The 12,802-nt window shown below is 66.1% G+C and carries 13 protein-coding genes and 1 tRNA gene; 9 read left to right on the top strand and 5 right to left on the bottom strand.

What is annotated here, in order from left to right:
* Positions 1-2 precede the first annotated feature (2 nt).
* The 4 genes from ACEN8G_RS12325 to ACEN8G_RS12310 all read left to right on the top strand — a co-directional run bounded on the left by ACEN8G_RS12325 (position 3) and on the right by ACEN8G_RS12310 (position 3,701).
* Positions 3-554 (top strand): chemotaxis protein CheB, encoded by a 552-nt coding sequence (locus ACEN8G_RS12325; protein ID WP_413740797.1) that lies wholly within the window; start codon positions 3-5, stop codon positions 552-554.
* Positions 551-1,723: an ATP-binding protein gene (locus ACEN8G_RS12320; protein WP_413415502.1), complete on the top strand. Its 1,173-nt coding sequence runs from the start codon at positions 551-553 to the stop codon at positions 1,721-1,723. Before ACEN8G_RS12325 ends, ACEN8G_RS12320 begins: the two co-directional genes overlap by 4 nt.
* A 153-nt stretch (positions 1,724-1,876) precedes the next feature.
* Positions 1,877-2,665 (top strand): alpha/beta fold hydrolase, encoded by a 789-nt coding sequence (locus tag ACEN8G_RS12315; RefSeq protein ID WP_413415501.1) that lies wholly within the window; start codon positions 1,877-1,879, stop codon positions 2,663-2,665.
* Positions 2,666-2,759: 94 nt separating this feature from the next.
* The gene (locus ACEN8G_RS12310) at positions 2,760-3,701 is read left to right on the top strand and encodes a hypothetical protein (protein WP_413415500.1); all 942 of its coding nucleotides are present in this window, start codon (positions 2,760-2,762) and stop codon (positions 3,699-3,701) included.
* A 9-nt stretch (positions 3,702-3,710) separates the two neighbouring features.
* Here the strand turns inward: ACEN8G_RS12310 and ACEN8G_RS12305 are convergent, their stop codons facing one another.
* Positions 3,711-4,283 carry a TetR/AcrR family transcriptional regulator gene (locus tag ACEN8G_RS12305; protein ID WP_413415499.1) on the bottom strand — a complete coding sequence of 191 codons (573 nt, stop codon included), beginning with the start codon at positions 4,281-4,283 and terminating at the stop codon, positions 3,711-3,713.
* A gap of 110 nt (positions 4,284-4,393) precedes the next feature.
* Between ACEN8G_RS12305 and ACEN8G_RS12300 the strand changes: the two genes are divergently transcribed.
* Both ACEN8G_RS12300 and ACEN8G_RS12295 read left to right on the top strand, forming a co-directional pair.
* Positions 4,394-5,221, top strand: a complete 828-nt coding sequence (locus tag ACEN8G_RS12300) for an alpha/beta fold hydrolase (RefSeq protein ID WP_413415498.1) — start codon at positions 4,394-4,396, stop codon at positions 5,219-5,221.
* Positions 5,222-5,288: 67 nt separating this feature from the next.
* Positions 5,289-5,780, top strand: a complete 492-nt coding sequence (locus ACEN8G_RS12295; RefSeq protein ID WP_413415497.1) for a DUF302 domain-containing protein — start codon at positions 5,289-5,291, stop codon at positions 5,778-5,780.
* A 56-nt stretch (positions 5,781-5,836) separates the two neighbouring features.
* Here ACEN8G_RS12295 and ACEN8G_RS12290 read toward each other — a convergent pair whose 3' ends face one another.
* Positions 5,837-6,775, bottom strand: a complete 939-nt coding sequence (locus ACEN8G_RS12290) for an AraC family transcriptional regulator (RefSeq protein ID WP_413415496.1) — start codon at positions 6,773-6,775, stop codon at positions 5,837-5,839.
* A 135-nt stretch (positions 6,776-6,910) separates the two neighbouring features.
* Here ACEN8G_RS12290 and ACEN8G_RS12285 point away from each other — a divergent pair, with 135 nt between their 5' ends.
* On the top strand, positions 6,911-7,693 hold the full coding sequence (locus ACEN8G_RS12285) for an alpha/beta fold hydrolase (RefSeq protein WP_413415495.1): 783 nt from the start codon (positions 6,911-6,913) through the stop codon (positions 7,691-7,693).
* Between the two features lie 181 nt (positions 7,694-7,874).
* Here ACEN8G_RS12285 and ACEN8G_RS12280 read toward each other — a convergent pair.
* Positions 7,875-7,951: transfer RNA gene (locus ACEN8G_RS12280), tRNA-Trp, on the bottom strand.
* Positions 7,952-8,202: 251 nt separating this feature from the next.
* Here ACEN8G_RS12280 and ACEN8G_RS12275 point away from each other — a divergent pair.
* On the top strand, positions 8,203-9,219 hold the full coding sequence (locus ACEN8G_RS12275) for an LLM class flavin-dependent oxidoreductase (protein ID WP_413415493.1): 1,017 nt from the start codon (positions 8,203-8,205) through the stop codon (positions 9,217-9,219).
* A gap of 45 nt (positions 9,220-9,264) precedes the next feature.
* Here ACEN8G_RS12275 and ACEN8G_RS12270 read toward each other — a convergent pair whose 3' ends face one another.
* Both ACEN8G_RS12270 and ACEN8G_RS12265 read right to left on the bottom strand, forming a co-directional pair.
* Positions 9,265-9,726: a hypothetical protein gene (locus tag ACEN8G_RS12270; RefSeq protein ID WP_413415492.1), complete on the bottom strand. Its 462-nt coding sequence runs from the start codon at positions 9,724-9,726 to the stop codon at positions 9,265-9,267.
* Positions 9,726-10,484 (bottom strand): hypothetical protein, encoded by a 759-nt coding sequence (locus ACEN8G_RS12265; protein WP_413415491.1) that lies wholly within the window; start codon positions 10,482-10,484, stop codon positions 9,726-9,728. The genes ACEN8G_RS12270 and ACEN8G_RS12265 overlap by 1 nt, the downstream gene beginning before the upstream one ends.
* Before the next feature lie 356 nt (positions 10,485-10,840).
* Between ACEN8G_RS12265 and ACEN8G_RS12260 the strand changes: the two genes are divergently transcribed.
* Positions 10,841-12,751, top strand: a complete 1,911-nt coding sequence (locus ACEN8G_RS12260; protein ID WP_413415489.1) for a flavin monoamine oxidase family protein — start codon at positions 10,841-10,843, stop codon at positions 12,749-12,751.
* The last annotated feature ends 51 nt before the right edge of the window (positions 12,752-12,802 follow it).

Raw genomic sequence — 12,802 nt, 5'->3', positions numbered from 1 at the left:
TGGTGGTGATCGGCGCGTCCGCGGGCGCGATCCAGGCGCTTTCGGTGATCCTTCCCGAACTGCCGGCGGACTTCCCCGTGCCGATCCTCATCGTGGTGCATGTGCCGACCGATCGCAGCAACATCCTAGCGCCATTGTTCGAGACCAGGTGCCGGATGATCGTCCGGGAAGCAGAGGACAAGGAACAGGCTTTGCCGGGTGTCATCTATTTCGCCCCGCCCGATTATCACCTGCTGGTGGAAAGCGACGCCACCCTCTCGCTTTCGACGGACGAACCGGTGCTTTACTCGCGTCCTTCGATCGACGTCCTGTTCGAAAGCGCGGCGGACAGCTTCGGAGACGCCGTCTCTGCCATCATCCTGACCGGCGCCAGCGCCGATGGCGCCAGGGGGTTGAAGGCGATTTGCGACGCCGGCGGCGTGGCAATGGTCGAAGAGCCCGAGACCGCCCAGGCCGATACCATGCCGCTGGCCGCCGCCGCGGCCTGTCCCGAAGCCCGCATCCTCACGCTCGAGGCGATCGCAGACTATCTCATGAAAGACATCGCAGCATGACGCCGCCCCCCGTGAAGTGCCTTCTCGTCGACGACCTGCGGGAGAACCTCCTCTCGCTCGAAGGGCTGCTCCGCCGCGACGGGCTGGAGGTCCTCAAGGCCCGCTCGGGCGAGGAAGCGCTTGAACTGCTGCTGCAGCACGAAGTCGCGCTCGCGCTGCTCGACGTGCAGATGCCGGGGATGGACGGATTCGAACTCGCCGAGTTCATGCGCGGCAACGAGCGGACCCGGCATATTCCGATCATCTTCGTCACGGCAGGCAGCGCCGACGCCCAGCGCCGCTTCCGCGGCTATGAGGCAGGGGCGGTCGATTTCATCCAGAAGCCGATCGAGGCGGACATCCTGCGCAGCAAGGCGGAGGTGTTCTTCGACCTGCACCGCCAGCGCCAGATCGTCGCGGCGCAGCGGGATGCGCTGGAAGCCGCGACGCTGGCTCTCAAGGAAGCCGATCGACGCAAGGACGTGTTCATCGCGATCCTGGCGCACGAGCTGCGCAACCCGGTCGCAGCGCTGCATGCCGGCATGCACCTGCTCCAGAAGCGCGCGGATACCGACCAGGCCGTCTATATCCGCGAGCGAATGGAGCGGCAGCTCGCGCATCTGCGCCGCCTGGTCGACGACCTGCTCGACACGTCGCGCATCGTGGAAGGCAAGATCTCCCTCCAGAAGGAACGGATCGAGCTTGCGACGATCCTGAACTCGGCGGTCGAGGCGAGCCAGGCCAATATCGACGCGTCGGGGCACAGCTTCACCGCTTCCATGCCCGAAGCGCCGGTCTGGCTCGTGGCGGACCATACCCGCGTCGCCCAGATCGTGGCCAACCTGCTCAACAATGCGGCGCGCTACACGCCGCCGGGCGGCAGGATCGAGCTACATGCCCGCAAGGCAGGGGACGAAGTCGAGATCGAGGTGCGCGACAACGGCGTCGGCATCCCCCAGGAAATGCAGGCGCGCATCTTCCAGATCTTCGCCCAGGTCGAGGGCCAGCAGGACCGGGCCTCCGGCGGCCTGGGCATCGGCCTCGCCCTTGTCCGCCAGCTGGTGGAACTGCATCAGGGCTCGATCGAAGTCGCGAGCGCGGGTGCCGGCCGTGGCAGCAGCTTCACCGTACGGATTCCGCTGGCGGGCGGGGAAATGCCGTCAAGCAAGGAAGCCGAAGCGATCGCCTAGCCGCGAAGACGACTGCGCGCACCCAGCCGTTCCATCGAATCCGGACGATCGATCATGGATTCGGGAGGGCGCGGCATGGGTTCGGGAACGGCCCGCGGGTACTCCTTCGATCACAGCATCACTGGGATGCTTCAGTATCGAAGGACTAGCAAAATGAAGATGTTGATCGCCTCCGCCGCCGCTTCCGTCCTCGCAATCGGCGCCCATGCGCAGACCGTCGAGAAGCCCGCCATCGTCCTGGTGCACGGCGCCTTCGAGAACGACCAGGTCTGGGGCCATGTCAGCGCGAAGCTGCAGAAGGATGGCTACCAGGTCATCGCCGTCGATCTGCCGGGCCGCCCGGGCAATCCCGCGACGCCGGACAAGGTCAGCCTGGACCTGTACCGCGACACCGTCGTCAAGGCGCTCGGTTCGGTCAAGCGTCCCGCCGTCGTCGTCGGCCACAGCTTTGGCGGGATCGTGATCTCCGCGGCCGCCGAGCAGGCGCCGAAGAAGATCAAGACCCTGGTCTATCTCGCCGCCTACCTGCCGCAGGACGGTGACTCGCTGGTGTCGCTCGCCCAGCGCGATCCGGATGCCAAGGTCGGCCCGCACCTGCAGATCCAGAAGGACAAGGGGCTGGCCTCGATCGAATATTCGGCCCGTGCCGACCTGTTCGCCAATGACGGCCCCGAGGGTCTGCGCAAGGCGATCCCCGGCCTGATCCTCGACGAGCCGGTGGCGCCGCTGACCACGCCGGTGAAGGTGACGGCCGCGAATTTCGGCAAGGTCGACAAGGTCTATATCCACACCGCGATGGATCAGGTCATCAGCCCGGCCTTCCAGGCGAAGATGGTCGCTGCGACCCCGGTCCGCGTCGAATACACCCTGCAGACCGGCCACACGCCGTTCCTGACCAACCCGGACGGCCTGGCCGACGCGATCGAGCGCGCCGCCCGATAAGCCCAGCCGAGCCATGGAGCCGAAAAGGGGCGGGACGATCATGATCCTCCCGCCCCAATCGGCGCGATGCACTGGACGTTGAAGAGGAACCGATATGCTGCGCACTGCGATCAACCTTGCCACCGCCTTCGCCTTGGCCGGCACTCTGATTGCCCCTGCGGCAATCGCCCAGGAGGCGCCGCGCGACGCGGAGATCGCGCCGGAATTCCGGCTGAAGGGCGACGTCGTTTCGATCCTCTTCGTGATGGTCCGCGAGTTCCCGTTCGTGGAGGCCGAGGTCAACGGGGTGAAGGGCAAGCTGCTGCTCGACACCGGCGCGCTCGAGGCGCTGAGCCTGAACCACAACCCCCTCAAGCTGCCCGAGGGGCGCGTGCTCCGGCGCGGCAATTTCGCCAGCGGGCAGAGCTTTGAGATCATCCTGCGCCCGAGCGTCGATGATGTTCGCCTGGCCGGCGGACCGGCCTATGGCCGCGTCACCACGGTCCGCAGCCAAGACGCCGCGCAGCTCGAACGCATCACCCCCGATTTCCTCGGCTGGCTCGGTCATTGGTTCTGGGAAGGCTATGCCGCCAAGTTCGATTACAAGGCGTCGAAGGCGACCTTCTACAAGGGCGAGCCAAAGGCATTCCTGAAGGGCGAGACGGTGGTCGCCGCCATCCCCTTCGAGACTCGCAATCGGCCCAATGTGCCGATCCTGACCGCCAGGATCGGCGACATGGACTTCGAGACGCTTCTCGACACGGGGCAATATGGCAACATCTACGCCGATGCCGCGACGCTCCAGCATCTCTCCGCGATCGGGGCGATCAAGCCCGCGGCGGAAGGCGCCTTCGACATCAGGGCAGTCCGGTTCAGCAAGGGCCCGGCGATCCCCATGGCCAAACTCGGGAGCCATCCCATCGAAGGCGCGGCTCCCTTCGCCAAGGCGATCGGCGTCAGTTCGCCTCGGATTTTGAGCCTGGGATACGCTTTCCTGCGGCAGTACAAGACCGTTTGGGACTATTCGAACAGGACGCTCTACCTGTTGAAGCCCTAGGCGCCGCTTTCAGGGATCGACGAGCGCGAGGGCGGCGTTCAGGGCGTGCTCGATCGGCTGGCGTGCCTGATCGCTGTCGATCATCGCCCGGGAAACCTCGATCGCACCGATCATCGTGGCGACGATGTTCCAGGCGCGCTGCTCGCGATCGGCGTCGGCGCCGCCCAGGACCGCGGCGATCTTGCCGACCAGATCGACCATCCGGCGCTGATAGGCTTCGCGGACCGCAGGCCCGGCACGCGCCACGTCCGCGCTCAGCGTGGGCATGACGCAGCCCAGCGCCGGATTTTCGCGGTGATGGAGGCTGACATATTCGTGCAGCCACGCCTTCAGCTGCTTGCGACGATCCGCCACGGTGCCGGGGGCCTCGACAAAGGGCATGCCCAGATACTTGTCGATCACCCCCTCGAGCAGCGCCTCCTTGTTGGCGAAGTTCGAGTAGAAGGCGCCCGAGGTCACGCCGGCCGCCGCCGCCAGCGCATCCACGCCGACCCCGTTGAAGCCCTTGACCCTGAGCGTCTCCGCGCCGGCCTGCAGGATCGCGTCCCGAGCCTTCGCCTTCTGGTCCGCCGGGTATCTCATCTCGCTCGCCTCCAGAACATCACGTCGTCCCCTTGAACATAGGATAACGACCGTTATCCTATGGGCGCAACCCCGCTGCCCGGCGGTGACCCAATGAAAGGACCAGGACCATGAGCTTCAGCACCGCACCGACCGAGACGATCGACGTGGAAGGCACGAACTTCCTCTACAGGCAGGCAGGGGAGAGGGGCGGCGTGCCCGTCATCCTGCTCCACCATCTGACTGCGGTGCTCGACGACTGGGATCCGGCGCTGGTCGATGGCCTGGCCGCCGATCGCCACGTCATCGCGTTCGACAATCGCGGGGTGGGCGGCTCGGGTGGCACCACGCCCAATTCGGTCGAGGAAAGGGCGCAGGACGCGATCGCCTTCATCCGCGCCCTCGGCTTCACCAAGGTGGACCTGCTGGGCTTCTCGCTGGGCGGCTTCGTCGCGCAGGTGATCGCGCAGCAGCAGCCGGATCTCGTGCGCAAGATGATCATCGCCGGCTCGGCCCCGGCGGGTGGTGCAGGCATTTCCGGCATGGGCGCGGTCCTGCAGGAGGCGCTCGCCAAGGCCGGCGCGGCCGGCAAGCACCCGAAGCACTTCCTGTTCTTCTCCCAGACCAGCAACGGCCAGGAGGCTGCCAATGCCTTTCTTGCCCGCCTGGCCGATCGCAAGGCCGATCGCGACACGCCGATCAGCAACGAGACGATCGGTGCCCAGCTGACCGCGATCCACGCCTGGGGCCAGGGCGACCCTTCGAACCTGAACACGACCGCGCATCCCGTCCTGGTCGTCAACGGCGATGACGACGTGATGGCGCCGACGATCAACTCGTTCGAGCTGGCCCGCCGTCTTCCCAACGCCGAACTGAGCATCTTCCCCGACGCCGGCCACGGCGGAATCTTCCAATATCACCAGGTGTTCGTCCAGCAGGCGCTCGCCTTCCTCGCCTGAGCGGCAGCCGAGGCGGCGCGATGCCGTGCCGCCTCGGGCACACGATCCCATTTCAAAGGAGCCAATCATGCACACCGCCCGGGTCACGTCGCGCACGATCGCCGTGGAGCACGTCAGAATTACCTCGAGCCGTCCCTTCGCGCAGGTCCGCGCCGCGCTGGAAGCGGACCTTCCGCAGCTGGACACGAGCATCATGGGCTTGCTCGCCGGCGGCGACGAGGAGGCCGTGAACCATCAGGACGCGCATGGCCGGACGCTGTCGATATTCCTGACGCGCGAGCATGGCGACCTGCTCGCGATCGCCGGCGGGAAGCGCAATGCCGTCCAGTTCGAGATCGGAAATCCGATCATCGCGTCGAAGATGACGCGCCACGATCTCGCGGCTTCGCTCTACGCGCCGCTCCGCGTCGCGTTGTTCGAAACCCCGGAAGGCGAGACTGTCTTCGAATATGACAAGCCTTCGACCCTGTTCGGGCAGATCGGTGACGCGCGGATCACCGAGGTCGCGCTGTTCCTCGACCGCGAGCTGGAGACGGCACTGGTGCGGGCAGCCGGCTGAGCGGTGCGCCTGGACCTGTCCGCACGGACGAAGCGTATCGCCGGGCGGCCAGGTCGTCAGACCTGCAATTGCTGCTGCTGCCTGGTCTCGCTCGGGGCATATCCGAAATGCGTCTTGAAGGCGCGGCTGAACGCCGCATCCGAACTATAGCCGCATCGATACGCCGCTTCGGTGACTTTCAGGCCTCCGCCGCGCAGCAGGTCCGCCGCTATCGTCAGCCGCCATCGCGACAAATAGCGCAGCGGTGGCTCGCCCACGACTGTGTTGAAGCGCTCGGCAAAGATCGAGCGTGACATCATCGCCACCTTGGCGAGCGATTCCACCGTCCAGCGATCGAAGGGATTGGCGTGCATCGCGCTGAGGACGCGGCCGATGCGCTCCTCGCCCAGGCCGCCCAGCCACCCCGTGCGGTTCGCCTCGGCCGCCGCCCAGCTGCGCAGCGTCCGGATGACCAGAAGGTCGATCAGCCGCGAGATCATCAGCGAGGAGCCCGGATTGGGCTGTTGCGCCTCGGCGACGAGGAAATGCGATATCGCCTCGAGCCAGGGCGGCGCCCCGGCATCGCCGCGCGGGATGAGGATTACCGCCGGAAGCGCCGACATGATCGCGGGCAGGGGGCTCCCTTCGAGGCTGAAGAAGCCGCTGACCAGATGCGTGGCCGCGCCGTCGCCGCCATGGCGCAGGACCAGTTCATCCCGATCGAAACGGTTCGCCGCGACCGCGGCGATATCCTCGGCCGGTGACTTCGTCGCATCGGTCACGACATGCCCGTTGCCGAGGGGGAGCAGGACCAGATCGCCCTGCTTGATCCGGACGGGCGGTTCACCGGCAGGCGTGACCCAGGCTTCCCCCCGTTCGGCGAAATGGAAATGCGCGGGGCCAGCGGGGAAGCTGAGGCCCCAGGGCTCTCCGAGGAAGGCGGTATAGACCAGCTCGCCGCGCAGGCGGATCAGGGTGAGCACTTGTGACAGCACGTCGTTCCGCGCGGCCGTCATTCCAAAATTTTCCGTCATTCCGGACGATCCATCATGCAATCCGGAGGCCGCGGCATGTCCGGTTCCCCTCGGTCGGCTTAGTTTTTGCCCATCGGCTCACTCCCCTAGAACCGATTGCTGCGAAGGAACAATGACATGAACACCGAAAATGCAACGTCCGCTTCCGCGAACCTCTCCACCCCGGGCAAGACCGACGCGCAACCCCCGATCGTCCTGGTCCACGGCGCCTTTGCCGATGCTCCGGGCTGGGGGCATGTCGCCGGCCGGCTGAGCGCCGCCGGGCGTGAAGTCCGCAGCATCGACCTGCCCGGCCGTCCGGGCAACCCGATGGCGCCGGACCAGGTCACGCTCGATATGCACCGCGACGCGCTGCTGGCGACCCTGGACGAGCTCGGCCAGCCCGCGGTCGTGGTCGGCCACAGCTTCGCCGGGATCGTCATCGCCGCCGCGGCCGAGCAGGCGCCGGAGAAGATCAAGACGCTGGTCTTCGTCGCCGCCTATCTGCCGCAGGACGGTGAATCGCTGGTGTCGCTGGCGATGACCGATCCGGATGCGAAGATCGGCGCGCACCTCAAGATCGAGCCGGAGAATGGCATCGCCGTCGTCGAATATTCGGCCCGCGCCGAACTCTTCGCCAATGACGGATCGGAGCCGCTGAAGGCGAAGCTGCCGGACCTGATCCTCGACGAGCCGCTGAAGCCGCTCGGCAACCCGGTACATGTGAGCGACGCCCGTTTCGGCCAGGTCGACAGGATCTATGTCCACACCAGCCTGGACCAGGTCGTCAGCCCGGCGCTTCAGGCCCGGATGGTCACCGCGACGCCGGTTCGCAAGGCAGTGACGCTGGCGACCGGGCACCTGCCGTTCCTCACCGATCCGGACGGTCTGGCCCAGGCGATCGCCCAGGCCACGGAATAGGCTCCAGCCGAATTGATGCACGACGGGGCAGGGCACCCAGGAGGTGGTCTGCCCCTTAAGTCACGCCCATTTCCGGTGGGACGAGGCTGGATCGCTTTCCAGCCTGACGCTCGATTTGCGGATATGGTCGGGGGAACCAGATTTCCGGTAGGTCCTTCCTAAATAAAGGAAAGTCCGGAAATGGCAGGGGCGCTCGGATTCGAACCGAGGGCCTTCGGTTTTGGAGACCGACGCTCTAACCAGCTGAGCTACGCCCCTGTGCGGAGGCGCGCTGTAGCGTGGTGCCGGGGCGGGGGCAAGAGCCAAGGCTGATCGGCCGAACGAAACTCGATCGGCTGGCCGTGGAATAATGAGGATGGATCGGTGTTCGGGCGCCCGTCCGCTCGCTTTGGAATTGGAAACCATGTGTTTCCGTTCCGGCCTGCCGGCGCCGATGCGATCGGCAGGGACGAGGCCTATGTCCCGGATTGCCCGGGCAGAAGCCCAGGGTTCGAGATCGGGGACGTGACATGAAGAAGATCGGCTTTCTTTCGTTCGGGCATTGGTCGGGCGCGCCCTATTCGGCGACGCGTTCGGCTTCCGACGTGCTGCTCCAGTCGATCGACCTGGCCGTTGCCGCCGAGGAGCTTGGTGCCGACGGCGCCTATTTCAGGGTCCATCATTTTGCCCGGCAGCTGGCCTCGCCCTTTCCGCTGCTCGCCGCGATCGGCGCGAAGACGCGGCGGATCGAGATCGGCACCGGCGTGATCGACATGCGCTACGAGAACCCCTTCTACATGGCCGAGGACGCCGGCGCCGCCGACCTGATCAGCGGCGGGCGGCTCCAGCTCGGCATCAGCCGGGGCTCGCCCGAGCAGGTCATCGAGGGCTGGCGGCATTTCGGCTATGCGCCGGCCGAGGGGGAGAGCGACGCCGATATGGGGCGCCGCCACGCCCAGGTGTTTCTCGACCTGCTGAAGGGCGAGGGCTTTGCCCGTCCCAATCCCCGGCCGATGTTCCCGAACCCGCCCGGCCTGCTCCGGCTGGAGCCGTATGCGGAGGGCCTGCGCCGGCGGATCTGGTGGGGGTCGGCTTCCGATGCTACGGCGGTCTGGGCCGCGCAGCAGGGGATGAACCTGCAGAGCTCGACCCTGAAGGCGGACGAGAGCGGCGAGCCCTTCCACATCCAGCAGGCCCGGCAGATCCGGCTGTACCGCGAAGCCTGGCAGCAGGCCGGGCATGACTGGCAGCCGCGCGTCTCGGTATCGCGCTCGATCTTCGCGCTGATGAACGATGAGGACCGGGACTATTTCGGCCGCGGCGACGATGGCGACCAGATCGGCGAGATCGACAATATGCGCGCCGTGTTCGGCCGTTCCTATGCAGCCGAGCCGGACAGACTGATCGAGCAGCTACGCGCGGACGAGGCGATCGCCGAGGCGGACACGCTGCTGCTGACCGTGCCGAACCAGCTGGGCGTGGCGTACAACACCCATGTCCTGGAGGCCATCCTCACCCATATCGCGCCGGCGCTGGGCTGGCGCTGATCCGGAAGGCGGCCGAAGGGCGTCGAAGCCCCTTCGGCCGCTCTCCTAGAGCTGGTGCCAGAACAGGAAGATGCGCACCTGGTCGTCGCTGGTCGGCGCATAGCCGAGGTTGAGCGATTCATTGCCCTCTCGCCACGGCACCTGCACTGTGGTGAGCCCTGCAGCCTTGCCCGGCGCCCAGCCCCCTTCGTCCGGTCCAAGGTGGAAGTTCGCATCGGCGGAGAACGGCGGGGCATTGCCCGGCACCAGCGCGGCGCGCCAGCCGGCCCAATCCGCCTTGGTCATCACCAGCGTGACGCGGGCGGCATTGTCGCGGCCTTCGATCCTGTCGGCATGCTCCACCTTGGCGCCGGCCGGGAAGGTCACGCCGATTTGCTTGGCCACGGACTGCGCGTCCTGCATCGAAACCTCGCTGCTGTTGGAAGGGGAGGTGGCGGCATTGCCGTCCGCCACGTTGGAGCAGGCTGCGGCGAACAGGGCCAGCAGCACAGGCAAGGGGCGCCGCATCAGCGGCCCGGCTTCTTGAGGATCGCTTCCTCGCCGGGCGTGGCGGCACCTTCCCAGGTGAAGTGACGCTCGATCTTGCCGTGGCAGTCGAACTCCCGCGCCAGGCCCTGGCGGTGGAACTCGCCCATGAATTCGTCGGTCACCTCGATGCCGCCGATCGTGACCTTCTTGCCGCCGTCCCAGTTGTAGCGGTCGTAGAAATGATATTCGAAATCGACTTCGAACCGCCGCCCGATGGTGCCGGCGGAGATCTTCGCCATGCCCTTGCCCCAATAGGTGTAGCCGCCGATCGCGAAGAACCAGTCGGCGCTTTCGCCCTTGTAGTTGTAGGCGCTCTCGCCGCTGCGCGAGGTGAAGTAATGGGTGCCGTTGGGCAGCCCGCTGATGAAGCGCTGGGCCTGGCGGAACTCGGCGATCATCGCGCGTTTCGCGGTGGGCACGGAGGCGATCATGTCCTCCAGGTCGATCTCATAGTCCCTGCCGGTATTGTTCAGATAATGCTGCATGTGCCGGGTGGCATTGATGCCGGGATAGACCATGGTCGGCACGCCCAGCACCGCCTGGATCGCCGTGCGCTGTGCCACCGCGCCCGCCGTGATCGGCTTGGAGCGCCACGCGCCCGCGCCCGGATCGTGGCGCAGCCGCGGATTGGCCGTGCCGGTCTCGTAATTGGCGTCGCTGAGGAACGGACCGCGCGGCGGTGGCAGCATGCTCGGCATCGGCGGCCGGCCGGGACGGGTGGAAGGGGCAATACCCATACGCGCTCCTCACGATCTTCGGATCGCGGTCAGAGTAATCGCAAGTATAGCGCAGAGGAATTGCAGCCCGCCGCGACTGGTCGCGAAATCGGCGCGGTGTGACGTGCCTGCCGCGTGTCGCCGGGCGTTCCGGCCTTGGGAGTACCTCCGATGCCGCGCATTGAGAGCAGTCGTCATATCCGCGAAAGCGGAGTGCCGTTGGGCCAAATATGTAATAGTCCCATGCTTGATGAATTATGATCCAATTCAGATGTAATTGATCGAAACTATATTTGATTCCCCAAATAAGTCGGCATTCTTCCACTGATGAGTCGCGGCGATGATCTGGCCGGGACCTGAGGGGTGGGGGAAGCAGCATGACGATCAGGATCAGCCGCGCGGACTATCTGCGGTCGCACCCCAATGCTTCCGCATGGGCCGAGCTCGCGGAGGCGACCAACGCGCAGATGCGGATCACCCCGGGTCCGATCGAGCTGGAAGAGGGCAGCTTCAAGGGCAAGCGCGCGCTCATTCTCGGCGCCGGCGTCGCCGGGCTGACCACGGCCTATGAGCTGCTGTTCCACAAGACCGGCATGGAAGTCACGATCCTCGAGGCGCAGAGCCGCACCGGCGGGCGGTGCCTGTCGCTGCGCACCGGCGACACGCTGACCGAGGACAAGGACGATGCGCTGTTCGGGTCGGAGCCGGGCGAGGCCCAGGTGGTCCGCTTCGAATGGCCGGTCGGCGATTCCGAGCCCTATCTGAACGCGGGGCCCGGGCGCATTCCCTCGGCGCACAAGCGGCTGCTCAACTATCTTCGCGAATTCGGGGTCGCGGTCGAAGTCTATGTGATGAACTCGATGTCGAACCTCGTCCATATGGACACCGGGCCGCTCAAGGGTAAGCCCCGGGTCTATCGGCAGATCGACCATAATCTGCGCGGCTGGATCGCGCAGCTGGTGCACGAGCATGCGGCAGAGCTGATCGACGCGCCCAGCCTGGCGATCCCAAAGAACCAGCAAAAGTCGCTGGCCGAGAAGCTCCAGTCGCTGATGGTGAGCTTCGGCGAGCTGGACGACGAGGGCCGCTACGCGCCCACCGCCGGGAATGCGGGTTTCGAGAATGCGATCTCGCGTGCCGGGTTCGACGTGCTGCCCGGCGTGGCGGTGGGCGAGATCGCCGAGGCGATCAAGCTCCAGGACCTGCTGGCGTCGGAATATTGGGCGCAGACCCGCTTCTACCAGCCGGTCGATTTCCTCTGGCAGCAGACGATCTTCCAGCCGGTCGGCGGCATGGACCAGGTCCAGCGCGCCTTTGCCCGCCAGGTGGCGACGCTGGGCGGGATGATCCACCTCAACAGCCCGGTGACCTCGATCGACTGGGATGCGAAGAAGCGCGAGTTCGTCGTCCAGGTCGCCAGGATCGGCAGCAAGGAGACGACCGAGTATCGCGCCGACTATTGCTTCTCGAACATCGCGATGCCATTCCTCGAGAAGCTGCTGTCCAAGGAATTGCAGGGCGGCGGCGACAAGGGTGGCTTCGCGCTCCCGTTCAAGAAGGGGCTCAAGGCGGTCTATGCCGCGCAGGCCCGGCCCCGCATCAATGCTGAGGGCAAATATCAGGACAAGTTCCTCGCCGTGACCACGAAGGTCGGCTGGCAGGGCGACCGCACGCTCTGGCAGGGCAAGCTGATCACCCATGACCATGAGGACGACCTCAAGCTCAACACGCTGGTCGCGCCGGACAGCGAGGAGGGCGTCGTCCCGATCTTCGGCGGGATCAGCTGGACCTCGCACCCCATCGTCCAGATCTGGTATCCCTCGACCGGCTATCACGACCGCAAGGGCGTGCTGACCGGTGCGTATAATTTCAGCCAGACCGCCTATGAGTGGGGCAACAAGCCGGTAAGCGAGCGGCTCGACCTGGCGCGCGAGGGTGCGCGGCAATTCGGCAAGCGCTTCGGCAACGGGCTGCACGACGGGCTCGCGATCGCGTGGCAGAACATGCCCTACATCAAGGGCGGCTGGGCCTATTGGCAGTCCGTCGGCAAGGATGCCGTGAAGCATTTCAACATCCTGAGCCAGGGCACCGGCGTCCACGACGCCAAGGGCAAGCTGTCCGATCCGGTGTTCTTCGTGATCGGCGACCAGCTGTCGTCGCTGCCTGGCTGGCAGGAGGGTGCGATCGCCGCGGCGCTCAACGCCCTGACCCGCATGGCCCGGCCGGACCTCGAGATCCCGTATCTCGAGAAGCTGCCCGACACCAGGCTGCTGGTCGAAGGCGTCTAAACGATCCGATACGGTTCGATGCGCTTGCGGCGCGGGAGTGCAGCGATCAGG

Origin of the sequence: Sphingomonas sp. Sphisp66, from assembly GCF_047324325.1 — a bacterium.
Taxonomy (GTDB): domain Bacteria; phylum Pseudomonadota; class Alphaproteobacteria; order Sphingomonadales; family Sphingomonadaceae; genus Sphingomonas.
The sequence above is the reverse complement of the archived record's forward strand: the minus strand, read 5'-3'. Positions and strand labels throughout refer to the sequence as shown.